We start from the raw sequence: 16,089 nt of genomic DNA, 5'->3' as shown, positions 1-16,089 counted from the left end.
CCAGTGCGGGTTACAGGGTCCAGTCGCCGTAGACCGGCGGAGGCGGGAAGCGGTAGGCGGGCACGATCTCGAACACGGCGCCCGGGTCGTCGGGGTCGACGCCGGTGAGGGACTCGTTGCGGGCTGCCAGCTTGACGAGCATCTGGTCGGCCTGCTTGAGGAGCCGGTCCGAGGTGTTGTTCGCCGTCGACCGCATCGGGTCGTTGCGCTCCGGATAGCCGAGCTCGACAAACCCAGCGGCGCGGATTGCGGCGCAGGCAGTGGCCGACTCGTAAAGGCTGGGGTCGAGGTCGCCGGTCTCGTCGGTGACCCAGTTGACGGCGTCGGCAATCAGCTGATCAACCTGCGCCCCGGTTGGCCGGGTCGTCTGGTCGAACGTCATCAGGTCGACGTTGGACCCGTCGACGGCCGGGACAAGCGGGCGGGACGGCACGTAGGAGGCGACCCGAGCTCGGGCCGGCGTCCACAGCGGCCCGCCCGCGAGCGGGTTCGGGGCGACGAAGAACCGCTCATCGGGCTGACAGGCGCCGACGCCATCGACATTCCACGACCGCACCCACCAGCCCGGCGCCGGGTACTGGACCAAGCCGACCGTGGTGAACCGCAAGACCTGCAGGCCGCCAGCGGTCGTTTCGACGCCGCCGTCCAGCGGGATGCTGGTCCCGGACGGGTCCGTGTCGGCAGGGGAGTGCAGGGTGAGCGTCGCCGTGGTGTCGCCGACCTGGTAGGGGGCGACGTCGATCCACGGCTGCTCGCTGTCCCCAGTCGTGAGGTCCGGTGTCACAGCGCCTCCCGTCCGGTGCCGGTGTGGATGTAGGGGCGGGCCGTACCGAGCTGCACCGTGGGGCGGCTGGACCGCAGCCGGACGTACCGGGCCGGAACGCCGCTGGCACCGCTCGAGCTGGCTGTGGCCGTCAACACCGGGCGGCCCGCCAGCAGCACGGCAGCGGTACGGGCGGCCGACGCCGCGGCGGTCAGCACTGGCGAGGCAGTGAGGACAACTGCCGCACCGGTCGTGGAGTCGGCGGCGACGACCAGGGTCGAGACGGCGACGAGGTTCGCTGCCGCAAACCTCTCGGCGCAACCGCCGACGGCCAGGGTTGGCGAGGCCACGAGCTCGGCCGCAGCCTGCACGCCAACGGCGGCGGACACCACGAGCGCCGGTGAGGCGATCAGCGTGGCCGCAGCCTCGTTGCCGCCGAGCGCGGCGGCGGTGAGCGTGGCGGTCGCCACCAGCGTGACCGCGCCGACGGTTGTCACGCCGGCGGCGGCGAGCAGGGTTGCGGCAGCGGCCAGGTCGGCGGCTGCCACGGTTGCGGCAACGCCTGCGACGGTCAGCGCCGAGGTGGCGGCCAGTGCGGCGGCGGCAAGCTGGCTGCGGGTTGCGGCTATGGTCAGGGTCGGGGCGGCCACGAGCGCAGCAGCGGCCGGCTGATCGCGGGTCGCGTCGGCTGTCAACGCCGCCGCGACGGCAAGCGCCACGGCCGCCGGTGCCGTTACAGCGCCCGTCACGGCCAGCGCCGGCGTAGCTGTCAGGGCCGCTGCGGCAGGCTGTTCGCGGATGGCCGCCACGGTCAGGGCTGGTGCCACCGACAATGCCGCTGCCGCGAATACGGCGGCGGTCGCGCCGGCAGTCAGCGTCGGCGTGGCGGCGAGCGTCGCCGCGGTGAAGCGCTCCGGCGTTGCGGCGGCGGTCAGGGTTGGGGTCGCCGAGAGGGCAGCTGCTGCCGGTTTTATCGGCGTGCCGGCGGCGGTCAACGTCGCGCTGGCGGTCAGGGCCGCTGACGCGGTGACCGTGCTGCCGCTGGTCAGGGTGGACGAGGAGTTCCCGGCGGTGCCGTCCCAGCTGGCCCCGACCGAATCGCCGTCGAAGAACGTGTCGAGCGCGGCGGCCTGCTCGAGCAAGACCGCGGTGAAGTCGACGCTGCCGACAGCGCCGAAGTTCACGCCGTCGATCAGCAAATAGATGCCGGTCGTGTTAGCCGGGGCGGTGACGTTCGCGAACGAGACCCGCGCGACGTTGCCGTTGGTGATCGACCCGAGCGGCGTGGTGCGGGAAAAGTCATCGCCGCCGGTCGACCGCTGAAATACCAGGTAGATGGTGCCGGAGCCGATGTTGTTGCCGTTGGGGCGGAGATACACGCTGCCCGTGTAGGCGAGCCCGGGCGATGCCGTACCGGCCGGGGTCTGCGCGTACGTGCCGGTCGTGTACCGGGCGCCGGTGGTGACAGGAAAACCGATCAGGCCAGTCTGTCGGGTGGGCGTGCTGCCGCCGCCCCAGCCGGTGACGTTGTTGGTGCAGCTGGGGTTGATGCAGGCGTTCTTCCTCGTCGCCATCGACCGCCCCCGTCAGCTGGCCCGTGCAGTGGCGGCGGACAGGTCAGAACGAGGCCGTGATCGACGACGAGGCGAAGCTCAGAGTGTCGCCTGCCCCGACCGTTTTGCTGGCGGTGAGCGCCCCCCACCAGGCGCGCCGCGGGGTGCCGTTCGAGTCGTAGATGTCCACGCCGGTCACCGTGGCCGCGGGCATGCCGGTGAACGAGATCGTGGACGTGTTCGCGCAGGAACTGCCCGACGCGGAGCCCATGACGAGGGTCTGCCGGGCGTACGAGCCGCCGGTGACCTCGGTGCCGGCCGCGGCGGCACTGCCGGTGGCGGTGACCAGGGCCAGTTTCATGGCCCCTGTGGGCGCCGCAAAAGCTGCGGTCCCGAAGGTGGCGTCGAGGAGCCGGTTGGCCTCGGCGGTGACGAGCGCGCCCATGTCAGGCCTCCGTGATGACGGCGGTGGTCAGGTCGTAGAGGTCGCTGTCGTCGCCGTTGGGGACGTGCTCGACCTCGACCGGCGGCAGGGAGATGAGGTGTTCGCGGAGGGCGTCGCCCTTCGGGTTGCCGTCGACGCCGCCGACCCCGGCGAGCTGGTGTTCGCAGACCGAGCAGGCGGCGGCAATGACGTGGCAGTCGAGGTGCCACGGCACGTAGGTGTCGCCGACGACCATGACGTGGCGTGGCGCGTCGTCGCGCTGGCCGCAGCCGACGCAGTTCCGGACAGGGTTCGCCGTCACGCGGCACCTCCAAGGATTGGTGGCGCCGCGCGCCGATGGGTCAGTTGGTCAGGGCGTGGATGGCTGGCCACAGCGCGACGAGCGTCGCGCAGGCCAGGCCGAAACCGCGGGGCTCGAACCGGGCCGAGCGGACGTTGAGCCCGTCGAGGGCGAAGAACACGACGGCGGCGAGCGCCAGCAGGGCGAGCAGTGCCTCCACGGCTACGGCGCCAGGATGCCTGCGGTGCGCAGCGCCGCGAGCAGCGCGTTGATCTTCGTGCGGTTGGCCTGCACGTCCACGCGCAGCGCGTCGTACTCGGCCTTCGTCGGGTTGGCGCCGGCCGCGACGGTGGACGTCAGCGCGCCCAGGTCGGCGGTCTGGGCGACGACTTGGGCGCTGCCGAGCGCGATGTCGCCAGCGTAGGCAATGCGCTTGGGTCCGGGCATGTCAGGTTCCCTTCTTGGCGGCACGCCGCCCGGTGGGTCGCCGGGCCGGGCTGTCTGCGGCGGCTGGCGCGATAGGCGGGTTTGGTTCGCGGAGTTCGACCGGCTGCGGCCCGTCAGTGGTTGGGTCGGGCTGGTCGTCCTGCCGGCCGGCGAGCACCTGGCGCAGCAGATCGTTCTGTTCGCCGAGCAGGTCGGCGATGCGCGCGTAGTAGTGCTGGTCGGTGCTCACCGGGCGCGGCAGGTCAGGCATCGAAGATCAGCTCCCGCTACCGTTGCTGGAAACTGTCATGCGGGTGTCCACTCTCGTCCCGCCGAACACGTGGACCACCTTCTTCTCGGCGGCGCTGTGGTTGAAGCTCCACGGCACCTCGCCGCCGCCGATGCGGCGCATGTCCGGCAGCTTCTCGTACAGCGCCGGCGCCTCGTAGCCGCGCAGGCGGCCGAACTCGAGCGCCGGGCGCGAGTCGCCCGGGTTGGCGAACAGCCACCACGACGTGTCGGCGTTCGCCGTCTTCGCGACCGCCGGGATGAAGTAGTTGACGTTGACGCGCAGGTTGGCGCTGACGCCGTTGCCGCGGATGATCGTCACAGCGCCGTTCGGGCCGACCGCCCGGTACTCCGTCGCGTTGATGATCTCCTCCGCGGCGAGCGCCAGGCCGGGACCGACGACGAGTTCGACAGCCTTGATCTGGATCGGCATGCCGTTGTCGTCGACCCGCTTCGTCAGCTTCGTGATCGCGTCCTGCAGCGACGGCCGGGTCAGGGCCGGGTTGCCGGCGAGCACGTTGTCGTTCGGGCCGGTGTAGAACGAGGCGTGCGGGCCGCTGCCGTCGCAGAACATCTCCGTGACGAACAGCTCCTCCGAGTCGATCGCCGACTGGGCGAGGTCCTGCGGGAGCCGCATGAACGCGTCCAGGTCGTCGTTGATCATCATTTCGAAGGAGAGACCGAAACCGGCCTCGTACTTGTCGACCGCGTACTCGTACTCGCCCATGTTCTGGGCGCGCCGCTTGTGCTCCTCCAGTTCCTGGACCTTCTCCAGGCGTCCGCGGATACCCGACGTGGCGAACCGCTTCACGGTCCTGAAGTCGTTCACCGTCGCCGCGCGGGCGTAGTTCCGCCACGTCGGGTCCGTCGCCGTGTAGGCGCCGTACATCTGCCGGTCCAGGGAGTCGGCGAAGTACAGCGGGAAGTCGGAGGTGGTCATCGCCTCCTGGAAGTGGTGCAGCGGGCGCCGCCCCGACTTGATCTGGTCGAGGAACCGCTCCGCCTCCACCAGCAGCCGCGGGTCGAGACGGGGGCGCTGCAGCGCGACCGCCTGCTGGCCGCCGAACAGCGCCGCGTACGACGCCGTCTCCGCGTCCATCCGGTCGACGGCCTGCGAGAACAGGGTGTTCGTGGTCATGATGTGGGTTCTCCTCAGCCGGCCAGGCGGACTTCGATGGTGGCGGTCGCACCCGAGCCGACGGCGGCCATGGCGTAGCCGATCAGCTTGCCCGTGTTCTTCTTCGACACGGCCGGGGTGTCGCCGTCGACGTAGTAGAGGCTGTCGCCCTCGGCGACTGCCGAGCTGCCGCCGCCGTTGACGCCCTTGACGGGGATCGTGGCGGCACCGTCGAACTTGACGGTGGTCTTGCTGGTCTTGGTGTCCTTGTCCGCCAGTGCGACTCCCGCCTTGTCGCCCCACCGGACCGGGTCGCCGGCCTTCGGGCTGGTCGGGTGGGAGACGGTGACGGCGAGCTGGTTGCCGATCTCGCGCGAGATGTTCTTGGCCATGTCGTTCAGTCCCCTCTCAGACCGCTCGGCCCTGAGCCGCCGCGCGGGCGGCTTCAGCGGTCAGGCCTCGACCCCGGTATGCCTCGACGAGCGCGGCGTTCGGCTCGACGGCGGGCGTCGACCACGACGTCGCGGCCGGGGGCTGCTGGGCGGGGGCCTGCCCGAACCCGGTGACCTGGCCGGCGCCGGCCGCCTCTTGCAGCTGCGCCAGGTACGCCTTCTCTGCGGTGACTTCGGCCTCGACGAGCGTGCGAAGCCCGTTCTGGTCGAGCTGGCCGGACTCGGTCATCGGCACCCGCTGCGTGACGCCGGCGGTGATGCGGGCCTGCGCCGCGGCTGGCAGGCCAGCCTCCGCCAGCTGGGCGGCGACGAGCGGCCGGGCGGACTCGACAGCGCGGAACAGTGCGAGCTCGGCCTCCGCCTTGTCGGCGCGGGCCTTCTGCGTGGCCGCCTCGGCCAGGGCGGTGTCGCGCTCGCCGACCGCACGGTCGCGGGCGACGGCGGCTTCGCGGGCCTCGAGCTGGATCGCGGCGGTGTCGACGACCGGCGCCGTCCCCGCCTGCCCCGGCTGTCCGCCGGTGTTGGTTCCCGACATGTCGGGCTCCTCCTCGGGTGTGTTGGGTGAGCCGGTCGGCGGGGCGCCGTCCGTCACATCTGTGGTGGTGGGGTTCGCGGACTCGCCGAGCTCCGCAGCGGCGGGCGGCGGGCCGACGGGCCGGTAGACGGTCACGGCGGTCACCTGTCGGCGAGGGCCGAGCAGGGCCACGTCGGCGCCGCTGGTCAGGTACTGCTGCTCCCAGGTGCCGCCGTCGGGGCCGCCGAGGTCGAACCAGCAGACGCTCCGGTCGGGGTCCCAGTCGCGAACCCACGCGTACCGGTCGTCGCTGCTGTAGGCGTCGCGGACGGCCTTGTCGAGCGCGGCCCGGACCTGCTCAGTCGGCGCCTCCCGCAGCTTCGTGCGGGCCGACTCGAGCAGGGCAAGCACCTTCCCGCCGCGGCCGGCGCGGGTCACGAAGTCGACGCTCTGCGCCTCGGTGATCTCCTTGACGATCAGCCCGTCGCGGCCCTCAGCGGTTCCGTACTCGGCGAGACCGCCAGCGCGGATGCTGAGGCCAACAGCCTCGACAAAGTCCCGGTCGGTGAGCAGATCCCGGTAGGTTGGCAGCGCTTTCGCCTCCGCGATCAGCGCGCGGCGGCTCTGATCCCATCGGGCGTCCTCGGTGAGGACGGCGGCGAGGTCGCGAACGGACCGCTCAGGGCGGTCGTGCTCCTCGGTTGCGCTCGGGTGGTCCAAGAAGAGGGGCAGGCCGGCGGGGAACCGGCGGTCACGGGCGGCCTGCTCGAGCACGGAGCCGGCGTAGTAGCCGCTCGATCCCCACCCCTCTGAGATCAACTGCACGAGGAGCCTGCCGCCGGACGCGGGCGTGACAAGCCCGGCGGCAGTGGACTCGACGAGCGGGGCCGCCTCGACGGCGGGTGCGGACTCGCGAAGCCGGACGAACCGGCGCGGGGGTCGGTGCTTGGGCATGCGGAAACGACCTCCCGGCGGTCAACGCGGATGGCAGGCAGAGAAGAGAGAGGCGGGGCGCAGCTACTGCGTCACGTCGGTCGACGGGGCATCAGCGATCCGACGCAGCCACGCATCCCACATCGCGTACTCGTCCGAGCCGGGTTCGAGCACAACCCAGGCATCCCCGACCGCGTCGTGGCCCTCGGCCCGCCGCGGGGCGACGATGTTGCCGCCATCCCGGTAGGCGTCCATCACGACCCCCCGAGAAGCCGCTCGAAATAGGCGTCGATCCTGTCGGCGAGACCGGGCGGGACCTGCAACTGCGCCATGAATACTGTCGACCGCTGGGCACTGCCGGGCGGGAACTGCCGGGCGCTCGCCCACGACGACACCGCCTCGGCAAAGAACTCCTGTTCGCCGGCGCCGCCCTCCTGCCGGTAATACGGGCTGAGATACGTCCCGCGCAGCGCCTCCTGGTGGATCGCACCCCATTCGGCGCCGTGGGACGGGTTGCCGAGCGCGCGGTCGAGGGCATGCCCGAACTCGTGCGTCGCGGTGTGCCCGCCTCGGTGAACCGAGTTCGCGGTCCGGCCGATCAGAAGCTGGCGCCGGTCCGGCCTGAACGCGCCGCCGACCTCGGCCCACGTCGACCCGGCCGTCCACCCACGCGGCTGCTCACCGGCAAGGTCGTGGGCGTCGTCGAGGTCAGGGACGCCGGACTCGCCGATCCAGATACCGCCGGTTTCCCTCTCCGCCAGGTGGGCGGCGACGGTCCCGTGGACATGCGCCGGGACCTTCTCCAACTCGGTCAGGTTCACGGCGGCCCAGTCGTCGCCGGCGGCGTCGAAATTCAGGACGTCGCCGTAGACGGCCAGCGGCCGGGACTTGTCGACCTGCTGCGCCAACGCGAATTTTGGCCCGCCGTCGAGCTCGTCGAGCTTCGGGTCCTTGTTGTTCCGGACCGCGTCGCGGGCGCCGACCAGATAGTTGAGATGGCTGCGGAGCCGTTCCCGTTCGGCGGGGCTACCGGACACTTCGGCCTTATCGAGTTGGGCCTGCGTGTCGGCGATGCTTTTGTCCCATGACGCGACGTACACGTCGCGTTTTGTGGGCCCATTGCCCGGCTGCCGCACCCGGCCCGGCTTGGCCGCGTCCGCCCGCCACTGCGCGAGCCGTTCGGCTTGGCTGAGTTCCGCGGACGGCTTCGACTGGGGCGCGACCTTGGCTACTGCTTTCGCAGCATGGGCCTTTTTCGGCTTGGCCTTGCCGGCGCCGTGGTGGTCGTCGAGGAGCTTCTGCGCGATCGAGTCGCGGTCCTCGCCCCGCTTGAGGTCGATCCCGCGGGCCCTCGCGACCCGGCGCAGCTGCTCCCGGGAGTAGCCGTCAAGGGGGTGCTTGCCGGGATGTTCACCGCGCTTGTGCGCGGAGATCGAGTCCTTGATCCGGTCGACCATCGACCGGAACTGGCCGCCCTTCGGGTGCCCCTTCGGGTAGCGGGCCTGGGCCGGGTCGAACACCTCAACCAGGTCGGCATCGAGCTCGTCAAGGGCCGTGACGAGGGCCAGTTCGTCGTCGGTGAGCGGCTCGTCGCCGGCGTTCAGGTCGGTGATGGCGCCGGACTCGACGATAGCGACCTCAACCAGCGCCGGTCGCGTGCTCGCAGCCTCCCGGCTCACATGCTTCTGGTTCGGGGTGTGATGAAAGAAGTCGATGTACCAGCGCGAAACCGTCTTCTTCAGCAGGACGGGGTTCTTGATGTACTTCCGCAGGTGCCGGTACAGGGACGTCCAGGGGTGTGGTGATGCTGTCCACCTATCGGCGCCGCGCCCAAGCCAGTACCGCTTGAGCTTCCCGTCGCCCGGGTGATCGTCAGCCTCGACCAGACCTTCGTCGGCGAGCCACGCATCGAACCCGTCGTCATCATCGCCAGCGGTGTCACCAGGGAGCAGGGGGATGTCGACGAGCTCGCCAGCGAACGCGATCCGCAGCCGGTCGAACCGCACCGGCCCGACCTGGCCGGCCTGCATCCGGCCGGCGGTCGCCGCCAGCGCGCCCGACAGGCGCAGCACGTCGTCGCCGTACCGCAGCGTGACGTGCGGAATCCACGGCGCGTGCTGTCCGACCGGCGGCAGCGCCACAGTCTCGAGCAGGAAGTGGTGAACGGCGTCGAGAAGGTCGCCGCTGAGCAGCGCCACCAGGCACGGCTCGTCGCCGCCCGGATTGAACAGCGCCGCCGCGAAGACGTCCGCGTCGACAACCGGCATTCCGGTGCACGCCGCCGTCACCGACGCGATCAGCGCCTGCCGCGCCGCCGCGTCGAGCTGGTCGGCTTTGCCGAGGTAGGCGATGGTGCAGTGCAGTTCGTCGGGGTCCTCGCCGCCGTCGACGGCCAGCCGGGCCGCGTCCTGCGAGGTTGGGATGAGCGCGAGCATCGCCCCGGTGTGCACCGAGCCGTCGCTGGCCTCGACCAGGGCGGCGGGCGCCGACTCGGTCAGCAACTTGGGGTCCTCACTCCAGACGCCGCGCAGCCGGCCCCGGCAGCGGATGCCGCCCTTGCACAGCCGGTACCCGACCGTCGGATAGTCCTCGAGCGCGTCGGCGAGCGTCTCGTACCGCTGCCCGTTGACCTCCGTGCACGGCTCGCAGCGGTCTACGTCGTGGGGCTCGGCGGCGACGAGGTAGCGCGGCGGGTGCGCCTCGTATACCGACCGGGCGCCCTCGTGTTCGGCCGCGGCCATCGCCGCACCCACGTGCGTCGGGACGAGCCCCCGCACCGCAGACCCGAGCGCGGTCAGCGCGGTCCGTACTGCGGCCTTGACGCCGGCGGCTGCGGCCTTCAGTCGTGGGCCCTCGGCCAGCGGCACGCCGAGAGAAGCCTGAACGGCCGTTGCGGCATATCCGGAGGCGATTAGCCCGGCGAAGGTCGCAGCAAGATGCTCGATCCGGTCCCGGTCCGGTTCCCCGGACGGTTCGTCGATGCCCTGCGCTGCAGCATCGTTAGCCACGAGTGCCGCGGACGATGTCGCGACCTGCAGCATGCGCCCGGTCAAGTCGGCGGCGAGCCCGTCCACGACGGCGGCCGGCGCCACGGAGGCGCCGTCGGCGAGCGCGTCAACGAGCGGCCCGGCCAGTGTCGGCCATGCGGCAAGCGCCGAGGCTGTGGCGTCGGCGAGCAGCCTGTCGAGGTCGGTGAGTTCGGCGGCCACCGTGGCGCCCCCGATCTGCAACGTCAGGCAGCCGCAGCCGCAGGTTTGACCGCGGCGGGCTCGGTCTGCAGGTCACGCATGCCTTGCCACGCCGACCCGACGAGGACGTCTTTGCCGGGCCACATGTCGCGGCCGTCGACCTTGCTTGTGTATTTGCCCTTGCCGAAGTCGCCGATCTCCGAAGGTGTGGGCCACTTCGACTGGTCCGGCTGGGCGAACGCCTTCAGCCACCGCTCCATGGTCGCCTTGTCGTCCGCCGACAGGTCGTACTTGCCGAGGATGCTGCGCAGCCGGTTCGGCACGTCACCGGCCGCGGCTGGGCTCGACGGGTCCCAGCCGTACCGCCGCCACGCATACCCGCCGACACCAGTCGCGGACACCGTGGCGTGGCTGAGTCCGAGCTCGGCGAGGATCGGCTCCGCGTGGGCCGCGAACTGCTGCGCAAACCCAGACCCCTGCTCGGACCCGGCCAGCGCGAAGACGTCGTTGTGGATCTCACCGGAATCCGGGTGGATTTCGCGGCGGAACGACCCGACGATCCGGCCGTCCTTGTTCCGGATGTAGCCCTCAGCACGGATGACGATGTGACCGTCGGCGTCGAAGTAGACCTGCGACACGTCGTCGTCGATCGTGGCGGTCAGGTTGCCGAACGTTCCATCGAACGCGCGGTGCATCTCGTCGCGGAGCGCCGGGTCATGTTCGGCGAAGCTCTTCTGGTCGCCGTCCTGCATCGACGCGGCGGCGTCCCGCAGAACCGAGCTCGTGCTCTTCGGGCCTGCAGTGTTGTTGCCGCCGGCCGGGGCGTCGCCGTGTGGCTGGCCAGGTGTTGGGCCATGGCTGTCCGGTGTGGGCCGCGGCGCCCCAGGAGTGTGTTCACCGCCCGGGGCGTCGCCGGGGGCTGTGTGGTCGCCGCGGCCCGGCAGCCCAGCACGGGTGTGCTCGTCGCCGTCGCCGTGCGGCGTGACGATCAGAAACATATCCTTCCCGCCGCGCTCGTTCGGGGCGACGTGCAGCACCGACATTTCAAGCCCGCGGTCCAGGACGATCGCCCCGTTGTCCGGATTGATCGCGGCCTTCGTGCCCTTCGGCACGGCAATGTGCATGAGCACGTCGTCGGGCCCGGCGTCGAGCGTCGCAACCGAACCGGCGGTGTATCCGGCGTCGGCGACGCGGAAGTTGACGAGCTGCTCGGGGGTGGCATCGCCGAGCGAGCGCACGGGAACCCGGCGGGTGACGATGATGTCGTCGGGCAGTGGCTGCATGGCGTGGTCCATCGCGGCGATGCCCGGGTAGTTGTCGTTCCCGGCCCGCAGCTCCTTGTTGACCTCGCTGTGCCCGCCGCCGAAGTACGTCGCGGCAGCCGGGGATGCGGGTCCGAGGCGTCCGAGGTACGCGCGGGCGCCGTCGGGGGTGTTGATTCCCTGCTTCGGTTTGAACGCGGCAGCGGCCCGACGGGCGTGGCCGCGCTGGGCGTCTGTCATCAGCCTGGCGAACGAATGCGTGAACCGGCCGTCGGGGCCGCGGGGATGCAGCGACGGCGTCCAGTCACCGGCCTCAGCGAGCCGGATCAGGTCCAGGAACGGGGCCAGGGTGGCGGCGGTCATCGTGCGCCACCTGCCGCGGGCTTGAACTTGGTGACGTCAAACGGGTCACTGGGGCCGGGCTGCTGCGCGCTGGCCGCGGTGTCGGCCGGTGCGGGCGTCGGCGGAGGCGCGGCGCCGTTCCCGGCCGCGGCCGGAGGTTGCACGCCCGGTGTGGGCGGTGCGCCGGGAGTGGCGGGGGGCTGCTGGCCGGCGTCGGGGTTCGCGCCGCCGCCGGTGCCGCCGAAGAGGCCCCAGTCGAGGTCGCCGAACGCGTCCACCTGGCCGGGCTGACCGGCGGCCGGCGCCTGGCCTGGCTGACCTGGAGCGCCTGGCTGACCGGGTCCGCCCTGCTGGCCTGGCTGCGACGGCCATTTGAAGGTGCCGTCTTCGCCGACCATCTCCTCGATGATCGTGTCGGCGTTGCGGACGCCGAGCGCGGCGAGGAGCAGCCGCAGAACCTCTTCCGGCGGGATCGTCCCGGTGCCGTTCGCGGAGACGATCGCGTCGACGGCCTCCTTGACGGAGGTGTCGTCGAGGTCGGGCCAGATGATGTCGATCGTCGCGTCGGTGTCGCCGGCGAGCTCGACCTGTTCGGCGTCCGAAAACTTGTCGCGAACGATCTTGCCCTTGAGGGGGCCTTTCGGTGCCCGGACCGCCTCGGCGATGACGTAGCGGAGAATCCGCTGATCGCAGGCCGTCCACACCTCACGTCGCTGGCCCGTCGTCAACCAAGTCGGCCGGTCGAGGGTCTCAGCGACCGCCCGGGCGCCGGTCTGCCCCGGATCCGCGAGCAGCATCGTCACCGGCATGTCGAGCGCCGCCGCAACCATCATCGCGAGTGGCCGGCCCGACTCGGAGTCGATCGTCGCGCCGCTCTTGGGGATCGCCTCCAGGGCGTGACCGACGCCGGTGATCGCAGTCCCGCCGACCGTGCTCGGGTCGTTGTCGCCCGGGAAACGGGGCGCCGCGGCGGTCATCGCCGCCCGAATCTGACGGGCCTGCTTCGCGCCGTCAGCGGTGGTCCGCCACGCGAACTTGCTCAGGGCCGCGACCAGCGACGCCCACTGCTCGAGAAAAACTTTGTACGCCCGCGCCCAGTTGATCGCCGAGTACACGTCGGGGATGCCGTGCTGCCAGTGCTCGGGCCGGTTGACGCTGACGTGCAGCATCGGCTTGTCCCAGGCGATCTCGACCGCACCGAGCCGGGGCAGCTTGCGCGCGGGCCGGTAGTTGACCGCCGGGTACAGCATCTCCCGCTGGACAGTCCGCTTCGCGCCCTGCGCGTCGTAGGACTCCTCAACCCAGCAGCGCCGGTAGTACCAGGGCTCCGAGCGGTCCTCCGGGTTGCAGATGATTTCGCCGATCTCGTCGGCGAGCACCACCCTGGTCTGCACCGCACCCGTCGTCGGCCGGGTAATCAGGGCAGCGAAGAACTCGCCGTCCGTCGACAGCGTGTGCTCGAGCCGGTCCCGGGCGGCGGCACCGAAAAACGCACGCAAGTTGCCCTCGTCAGACAGGAAGTCGGTGATGACCGCCTGGACGTCCTGCTCGCCGTCGTGGCCCTTCCCGTTGGCGCGGGCGGTCCGCTGCATGCCCTTGCCGTGCACGTAGGCAGACCGAAGACCGACCCCGCGTTTCAGTAGGGGATTGGCGATCGTCGATAGACGGCATACGGCGCGCATCTGCCTCAGGCCGGCGTCGGTGAACTCCTGCTCGGTGAGCGCAACAAACCGCCGCCAGCCCGGGTCGAACAGCCGCTGCTCAAGCTCGGTCACCGACTCGCGGAGTGGCGCGCTGTCGAGCGCGCGACGTTCAGCCAGCTCAAGGTTGTTGAGGGCCACCTGCAGATCACTGCGCGACGGGCCCGACTCGGAGACAGTGACCTTGCGGCGGGAGCGGCCCACGTACGGCACCCCCGGACGGCGTCACCAGGGGCTGATACTGCCCTCTGCCTCGTATTGGTCGGGGTCTTCAATGATCTCGTCGTCGGCAAGCAGCGGCGACAGTAACAGCCGGTTGAGTCCTTGACTCATGGCATCCACGCGGTCATCGTGGGCCGCTCGCGGAAAGGTCTTTACCTCTTCGACGAGGTCGTCTACCCACGGCGCCATCTCGGGTGCCGGAAGGATGACGTTCCCGGCCTCGACGAACGGGGATACTGCAGCGGCGCGCGCCACCTTGGAACCCTGCGGTGTCTCGGCAACGAGGCCGTTTACCTTATGCGCGAGCGCCGACAAGACGGCCGGGCCGTTGGCTTTGTCCTCGACGAGCTTCAGGATCGCCTGCGGCCATTTCGCAGCGAGCATTCGTACGGCGAGGCAGGTCTCGACGAACGTCATCCGGTCGTGAACCTGGTCCAGGAGGAACACTTCGACACCACGGCGGCCCCACACCTGGCCGCACACGTAGTCGGTGCCGTCGGTGTCCTTGAACGTCATGTCCCACGAGGCGATGACCTCATCGAACGAGACCGCCCAGCGGGAGCCATCAGGCCGCTCAACCCACTGCGGCTGGTCGTAGTAGCGGAACCACGACGCGTGGAAGATATTGCCGGACGCTGGCGCCGGGCGGCCCTGGAAGAGCGCGTTCCAGGTGCGGGAACCGACTTCGATCTGGCGGCGTTCCCACTCTTCGACGGTGCGCCCGCGGGCGGATTCGAGGTATTCGCCGGGCTCGCGGCCGAGCGGGTCGACCTCGCCCTTGTTGGGATCGTGGTCGGCTTGGGCGGGAATGTTGATGACCCGCCAATGACCATCGGTGTCCTCGGCTTTGAGCCAGCCGGACAGGTCGTCGTCGCGCCAGCGGGTCTGGACGATGATGACGATGGCGCCGGGGCCGAGCCGGGGAACGGCGACTTCGGTCCAGAAGTCGCGGACGACTTCCTGCCAGGCTTCGGAGTCGGCTTGTTCGCCGTTTTTGTAGGGGTCGTCGATGATCAGCACGTCGACGGGTCTCGAGGTCAGGCTGCCGGCGATGCCGGTGGCGTACACCTCGCCGGCGTGTCCGGCGATGGCCCATTCGTTCGCGGCGGACGAGGTGGGGCTGACGGCGATGCCGAGCGGGCCGGAGTGCAGGGTGATGTCGTCGCGGATGGAGCGGGCGAGACGCCGGGCGACGCCGTGGGCGTAGGAGATGATCGCGATGCGCAGGTTGGGGTTGCGCATGAGCAGGAACTCGGGGAAGCGCCGCGAAACGCGAACACTGTTGTGCGTCGGGAGCAGCGACCGACCCGCCAGGAAGGTGTGATCGGGGCTGTCGACCTCGATGCACCGAGTCGGAACGCTCGGCACCTGCCGCGCCCACACGTACCGTGTCCGTGCAGTCTTCGCATCCTTGCACCGCTCGGCCTTGCGCGGCAGGTGCGCCGCATCGGCGAGATAAAACCGGACCCGGTACTTGGGCCCGCAGTCCTTCCCGTCGACCTCGGCCCTGCCTTCGATCAGCGTGGCCTTCGCGCCGAGGGTAAACACGAGGTGCTGAACCGCCAGGGCAAGCGCCTCGTTCGTCGAGCAGAATTCGACCTGACCCCGCGGACAGACGTAACCGTCCGTGTCGACCAGTCCTTGCAGGAGCGCCAGCCGCTGCTTGGTCGAGCTGCGCAGGTAGGCGACCGGAACATGCTTGTTGCCCCACACGCCGAGTTGTTGCAGAACCCGGCGGAACGGACTCGGGTTGTTCCGGGCCACGGGCCACCCGGGAGGGACCAGACTCCAGCCGTACTTCGTGCCGGTGTCGCGACGGACCGGCCAGCCCGAGTCGCGGATGCGCTCGATGATGGCTTCGTCCGAGTCCTGGCAGGTCAGGCGCGCAGCGAGGGAGTGCCCATCGCCGAGCCAGACGCCCAGAACGTACGGATCGAGCGGAAGGTCTGCGTCGGGCAGATTGAGGTCGGCAGGCCCGGTAATCTGGGCGTTCTTCGATCGAGGCACCGCAAGGTCTGTGGTCTCAACTCGACGTTCCGGTCCGCCGGCCCAGCGCACGACGTTCCATTCGTGCGCCGCATCTGCGACGATCCGATCGTCGTCGCCAGTGGTGACCTCGTAGCAGGGCCGGTCAGTCCAGGTTGGTGAAACCCAGGTGACGGTGCAGGGATCTCCATGCCGGTCGAATACCTGGTCGCCGACTTGCAGCGCACCCATGGTGGTCCAGCCGGACGGCGTTGCGATCGGGGTGTCGAGCGCGAGGGCCTTGCCCTCCTGAGGGGGCAAGGAGATCATCAGCCGATCGCATCGGCCCTCAGCCGCGTCCACGAGCGCCGAGTCGATCAGGTCAAGCGCTGCGGTCTGCACCGTCTTGGGGTCCAGCATCTTCGCCAGCTCACCTGGCGTCCGCGCATCCCTGACGGAGCGCTGCTCCTCGGTGAATCGCTTTACGGTTGCGCTGAGAATCGCCCGCTCAAATGAAGTGAGGGCAGGCTGAGTACTATTCGACATGTCGACTCCACAGGTCGGCCGGTCCCGGGGTGTTAGCCGCACCGCCGGGACACCTTATGTAGCAACGATTCTACCTGAATCGATCAACCAAAA

At 70.2% G+C, this 16,089-nt stretch carries 15 protein-coding genes; all 15 read right to left on the bottom strand.

Annotated features, from left to right (window positions below):
- Nucleotides 1–10: 10 nt before the first annotated feature.
- A complete protein-coding gene (locus ABD352_RS17060) occupies nucleotides 11–784 on the bottom strand; it encodes a hypothetical protein (RefSeq protein WP_344613352.1) in 774 nt (257 codons plus the stop codon).
- Nucleotides 781–2,337 (bottom strand): hypothetical protein, encoded by a 1,557-nt coding sequence (locus ABD352_RS17055; protein ID WP_344613351.1) that lies wholly within the window; start codon nucleotides 2,335–2,337, stop codon nucleotides 781–783. Before ABD352_RS17055 ends, ABD352_RS17060 begins: the two co-directional genes overlap by 4 nt.
- Nucleotides 2,338–2,380: 43 nt before the next feature.
- Nucleotides 2,381–2,761 (bottom strand): phage tail fiber protein, encoded by a 381-nt coding sequence (locus tag ABD352_RS17050; RefSeq protein WP_344613350.1) that lies wholly within the window; start codon nucleotides 2,759–2,761, stop codon nucleotides 2,381–2,383.
- A 1-nt stretch (nucleotide 2,762) separates the two neighbouring features.
- On the bottom strand, nucleotides 2,763–3,062 hold the full coding sequence (locus tag ABD352_RS17045; protein ID WP_344613349.1) for a hypothetical protein: 300 nt from the start codon (nucleotides 3,060–3,062) through the stop codon (nucleotides 2,763–2,765).
- Between the two features lie 40 nt (nucleotides 3,063–3,102).
- Nucleotides 3,103–3,261, bottom strand: a complete 159-nt coding sequence (locus ABD352_RS17040; protein WP_344613348.1) for a hypothetical protein — start codon at nucleotides 3,259–3,261, stop codon at nucleotides 3,103–3,105.
- Between the two features lie 2 nt (nucleotides 3,262–3,263).
- Complete coding sequence (locus ABD352_RS17035; protein WP_344613347.1) at nucleotides 3,264–3,488, bottom strand: hypothetical protein; 225 nt, start codon at nucleotides 3,486–3,488, stop codon at nucleotides 3,264–3,266.
- A gap of 1 nt (nucleotide 3,489) precedes the next feature.
- The gene (locus tag ABD352_RS17030; protein WP_344613346.1) at nucleotides 3,490–3,738 is read right to left on the bottom strand and encodes a hypothetical protein; all 249 of its coding nucleotides are present in this window, start codon (nucleotides 3,736–3,738) and stop codon (nucleotides 3,490–3,492) included.
- A gap of 6 nt (nucleotides 3,739–3,744) precedes the next feature.
- Nucleotides 3,745–4,893, bottom strand: coding sequence for a phage major capsid protein (locus ABD352_RS17025; protein ID WP_344613345.1), 1,149 nt, complete (start codon nucleotides 4,891–4,893; stop codon nucleotides 3,745–3,747).
- Nucleotides 4,894–4,907: 14 nt separating this feature from the next.
- Nucleotides 4,908–5,264: a capsid cement protein gene (locus ABD352_RS17020; RefSeq protein ID WP_344613344.1), complete on the bottom strand. Its 357-nt coding sequence runs from the start codon at nucleotides 5,262–5,264 to the stop codon at nucleotides 4,908–4,910.
- Nucleotides 5,265–5,280: 16 nt separating this feature from the next.
- The gene (locus ABD352_RS17015) at nucleotides 5,281–6,792 is read right to left on the bottom strand and encodes a hypothetical protein (protein ID WP_344613343.1); all 1,512 of its coding nucleotides are present in this window, start codon (nucleotides 6,790–6,792) and stop codon (nucleotides 5,281–5,283) included.
- Nucleotides 6,793–6,855: 63 nt separating this feature from the next.
- On the bottom strand, nucleotides 6,856–7,026 hold the full coding sequence (locus ABD352_RS17010; RefSeq protein WP_344613342.1) for a hypothetical protein: 171 nt from the start codon (nucleotides 7,024–7,026) through the stop codon (nucleotides 6,856–6,858).
- On the bottom strand, nucleotides 7,026–9,980 hold the full coding sequence (locus ABD352_RS17005) for a hypothetical protein (RefSeq protein ID WP_344613341.1): 2,955 nt from the start codon (nucleotides 9,978–9,980) through the stop codon (nucleotides 7,026–7,028). Before ABD352_RS17005 ends, ABD352_RS17010 begins: the two co-directional genes overlap by 1 nt.
- 23 nt (nucleotides 9,981–10,003) lie before the next feature.
- Entirely contained in the window at nucleotides 10,004–11,584 is a 1,581-nt protein-coding gene (locus ABD352_RS17000; RefSeq protein WP_344613340.1) for an ADP-ribosyltransferase family protein, read from the bottom strand.
- Nucleotides 11,581–13,467 carry a hypothetical protein gene (locus ABD352_RS16995; RefSeq protein WP_344613339.1) on the bottom strand — a complete coding sequence of 629 codons (1,887 nt, stop codon included), beginning with the start codon at nucleotides 13,465–13,467 and terminating at the stop codon, nucleotides 11,581–11,583. Before ABD352_RS16995 ends, ABD352_RS17000 begins: the two co-directional genes overlap by 4 nt.
- Before the next feature lie 21 nt (nucleotides 13,468–13,488).
- Entirely contained in the window at nucleotides 13,489–15,996 is a 2,508-nt protein-coding gene (terL, locus tag ABD352_RS16990; RefSeq protein ID WP_344613338.1) for a phage terminase large subunit, read from the bottom strand.
- Nucleotides 15,997–16,089: the final 93 nt, after the last annotated feature.

Source organism: Dactylosporangium salmoneum (genome assembly GCF_039532525.1).
GTDB classification, from domain to species: domain Bacteria; phylum Actinomycetota; class Actinomycetes; order Mycobacteriales; family Micromonosporaceae; genus Dactylosporangium; species Dactylosporangium salmoneum.
Note: the sequence above shows the minus strand (reverse complement) of the source record. Positions and strands in the feature narration are given on the sequence as shown.

Coding starts and splice junctions, on each gene's coding strand:
- ABD352_RS17035 (WP_344613347.1), bottom strand. CDS start 3,488: ATGCCCGGACCCAAGCGCATTGCCTACGCTGGCGACATCGCGCTCGGC.
- ABD352_RS17030 (WP_344613346.1), bottom strand. CDS start 3,738: ATGCCTGACCTGCCGCGCCCGGTGAGCACCGACCAGCACTACTACGCG.
- ABD352_RS17000 (WP_344613340.1), bottom strand. CDS start 11,584: ATGACCGCCGCCACCCTGGCCCCGTTCCTGGACCTGATCCGGCTCGCT.
- terL (WP_344613338.1), bottom strand. CDS start 15,996: ATGTCGAATAGTACTCAGCCTGCCCTCACTTCATTTGAGCGGGCGATT.
- ABD352_RS17020 (WP_344613344.1), bottom strand. CDS start 5,264: ATGGCCAAGAACATCTCGCGCGAGATCGGCAACCAGCTCGCCGTCACC.
- ABD352_RS17025 (WP_344613345.1), bottom strand. CDS start 4,893: ATGACCACGAACACCCTGTTCTCGCAGGCCGTCGACCGGATGGACGCG.
- ABD352_RS17010 (WP_344613342.1), bottom strand. CDS start 7,026: ATGGACGCCTACCGGGATGGCGGCAACATCGTCGCCCCGCGGCGGGCC.
- ABD352_RS17015 (WP_344613343.1), bottom strand. CDS start 6,792: ATGCCCAAGCACCGACCCCCGCGCCGGTTCGTCCGGCTTCGCGAGTCC.
- ABD352_RS17050 (WP_344613350.1), bottom strand. CDS start 2,761: ATGGGCGCGCTCGTCACCGCCGAGGCCAACCGGCTCCTCGACGCCACC.
- ABD352_RS17055 (WP_344613351.1), bottom strand. CDS start 2,337: ATGGCGACGAGGAAGAACGCCTGCATCAACCCCAGCTGCACCAACAAC.